Origin of the sequence: Pseudomonas sp. CM27, from assembly GCF_013179515.1 — a bacterium.
In the GTDB taxonomy this organism is placed as follows: Bacteria; Pseudomonadota; Gammaproteobacteria; order Pseudomonadales; family Pseudomonadaceae; genus Aquipseudomonas.
In genome coordinates this window covers 1-2291 of the sequence record NZ_JABMCN010000402.1, presented here as the reverse complement: position 1 = coordinate 2291, position 2291 = coordinate 1, and the positions used below count along the sequence as shown (strand labels likewise).

Annotated in this window: 4 protein-coding genes; all 4 read left to right on the top strand. The window is 66.1% G+C overall.

Going from position 1 to position 2291, the window contains the following annotated elements:
- A partial coding sequence (locus tag HP547_RS28360) for a rod shape-determining protein (RefSeq protein WP_172288805.1) occupies positions 1-287 on the top strand: 287 nt, incomplete at its 5' end.
- A 165-nt stretch (positions 288-452) separates the two neighbouring features.
- Complete coding sequence (gene mreC / locus HP547_RS28355) at positions 453-1478, top strand: rod shape-determining protein MreC (RefSeq protein WP_172219017.1); 1026 nt, start codon at positions 453-455, stop codon at positions 1476-1478.
- Positions 1478-1966 carry a rod shape-determining protein MreD gene (gene mreD / locus HP547_RS28350; protein WP_172219009.1) on the top strand — a complete coding sequence of 163 codons (489 nt, stop codon included), beginning with the start codon at positions 1478-1480 and terminating at the stop codon, positions 1964-1966. The genes mreC and mreD overlap by 1 nt, the downstream gene beginning before the upstream one ends.
- Before the next feature lie 33 nt (positions 1967-1999).
- Positions 2000-2291 (top strand): nucleoside triphosphate pyrophosphatase (locus HP547_RS28345; RefSeq protein WP_172288803.1); only part of this gene is annotated, 292 nt, incomplete at its 3' end.

Here is a 2291-nt window from a genome sequence, read left to right as displayed (position 1 = left end):
CCAACGAAGTGCTCGAAGCGCTGCAGGAATCGCTGGCGACCATCGTCCAGGCGGTCAAGAGCGCGCTGGAGCAATCGCCACCGGAACTGGCCTCCGACATCGCCGAGCGCGGCCTGGTGCTGACCGGTGGTGGCGCGCTGCTGCGTGACCTCGACAAGCTGCTGGCCCAGGAAACCGGCCTGCCGGTGATCGTCGCCGAGGACCCGCTGACCTGCGTCGCCCGTGGCGGTGGTCGTGCCCTGGAGATGATGGACAAGCACGCGATGGACCTGCTCTCCAGCGAGTGATCCCGCTCGCTGTTCATGAGCATCCGGTTTACAGGTAGTACGCACAGTGCTACCTGTATGTGCCGTGCTGGCGCCCGTTGGGGCGCCGTATCCATCAATCCGCAACCAGGCTGGTGCGTTGTCCCATGTCCAATGACCTCCTGAGTCGTCCACGAGGAACGGCCCATTAAACCGCTTTTCTCCAAGGGCCCTTCGCTGGGCGTTCGCCTGCTCGTTCTGGTGGTGATGTCGGTCGCGTTGATGGTTGTCGACGCGCGCTTCGACGTGCTCAAGCCGGTGCGCAGCCAGATGGGCCTGGTGCTGATGGAATCGTACTGGATCACCGACTTGCCGCAGCGTGCCTGGCAAGGCGTGGCCGGCCAGTTCGGCAGCCGCACCGAACTCATCGCCGAAAACGAGAAGCTCAAGACCGAAGCCCTGCTGCTGCAGGGGCGCCTGCAAAAGCTGGCGGCTCTGACCGAGCAGAACGTGCGCCTGCGCGAGTTGCTCAATTCCTCGGCGCTGGTCAACGAAAAGGTCGAAGTGGCCGAGCTGATCGGGGTCGACCCCAACCCGTTCACCCACCGCATCCTGATCAACAAAGGGGAGCGTGACGGTGTGTTCCTGGGGCAGCCGGTACTCGATGCCCGCGGCTTGATGGGCCAGGTGGTCGAACTGATGCCCTACACCTCGCGGGTGCTGCTGCTCACCGACACCACCCACAGCATCCCCGTGCAGGTCAACCGCAATGGCCTGCGCGCCATCGCCAGCGGCACCGGCAACCCGGAGCGCCTGGAGCTGCGCCATGTGGCCGATACTGCCGACATCAAGGAAGGCGACCTGCTGGTCAGTTCCGGCATGGGCCAGCGTTTCCCTGCCGGCTACCCGGTGGCCACGGTCAACGAAGTGATCCACGATTCCGGCCAGCCGTTCGCCATTGTGCGTGCCATTCCCACGGCCGCGCTCAACCGCAGCCGCTACATGTTGCTGGTGTTCAGCGACCGACGTAGCCCGGAACAGCGTGCCACCGACGCAGCCCTTGCCCAGGAAGAGGCCGACCGCAAGGGCTTGGCCGCCCCTGGCCAGCCGGCTGCCACACCTGCTGCGCCAGCCACCCCTGCAGCGCCGGCCACGCCGGCCGCGCAGCCTGCAGTCCCGGCTGTCGCGCCTGCCGCCGCGCCGGCCGCACCCGCTCAACCCCGGAGGCAATGATGGCTGCATCACGCCGCAACAACGGCTGGGTCATCTGGCTGACTTTCGCCATCGGCCTGTTGCTCAGCGTCTCGCCCATGCCGCAGTTCATGGAAGTGTTCCGGCCCATGTGGCTGGCCATGCTGGTGTCGTTCTGGACGCTCGCCGTGCCCGGCAAGGTCGGCATGACCACGGCGTTCGTGCTGGGCCTGGCCGAGGACGTACTGTACGGCACCCTGCTGGGGCAGAACGCGCTGGTGCTGACCCTGATCACCTTCCTGGTGTTGTCCTTGCAGCAGCGCTTGCGGATGTTCCCCATGTGGCAACAAAGCCTGGTCATCCTGGTGATCTTCGGCATCGCCCAGCTGATCCAGCTGTGGCTCAGCGCGCTGACCGGCAACCGCCTGCCCACCCTGGCACTGGTCTGGTCGGCAGTGATCAGCGCCTTGCTCTGGCCGTGGATCAGTTTCGCCCTGCGCGACCTGCGCCGCCGCTTGCGTATCAACTGACGGCGACGCCGCCGCCGACAGGGAGATGTCTGCATGAATACGCTTTACCTGGCATCTGGCTCGCCCCGTCGTCGTGAACTGCTGACCCAGATCGGCGTGCCGTTCAGCGTCGTCAGCGCCCCCATCGATGAAACCCCGCTTGCCGACGAAAGTGCCCCGGCCTATGTCGAACGCCTGGCCCGGGCCAAGGCCGCCGCGGGCCTTGCCTGCGTTACCGGGCCGGCTGTAGTGCTGGGCGCCGACACCGCCGTGGTGCTCGATGGTCGTATTCTCGGCAAACCGGAAAACCGCGAACATGCGCTGGCCATGCTGGCCGACCTGTCAG

Coding starts and splice junctions, on each gene's coding strand:
- mreD (WP_172219009.1), top strand. CDS start 1,478: ATGGCTGCATCACGCCGCAACAACGGCTGGGTCATCTGGCTGACTTTC.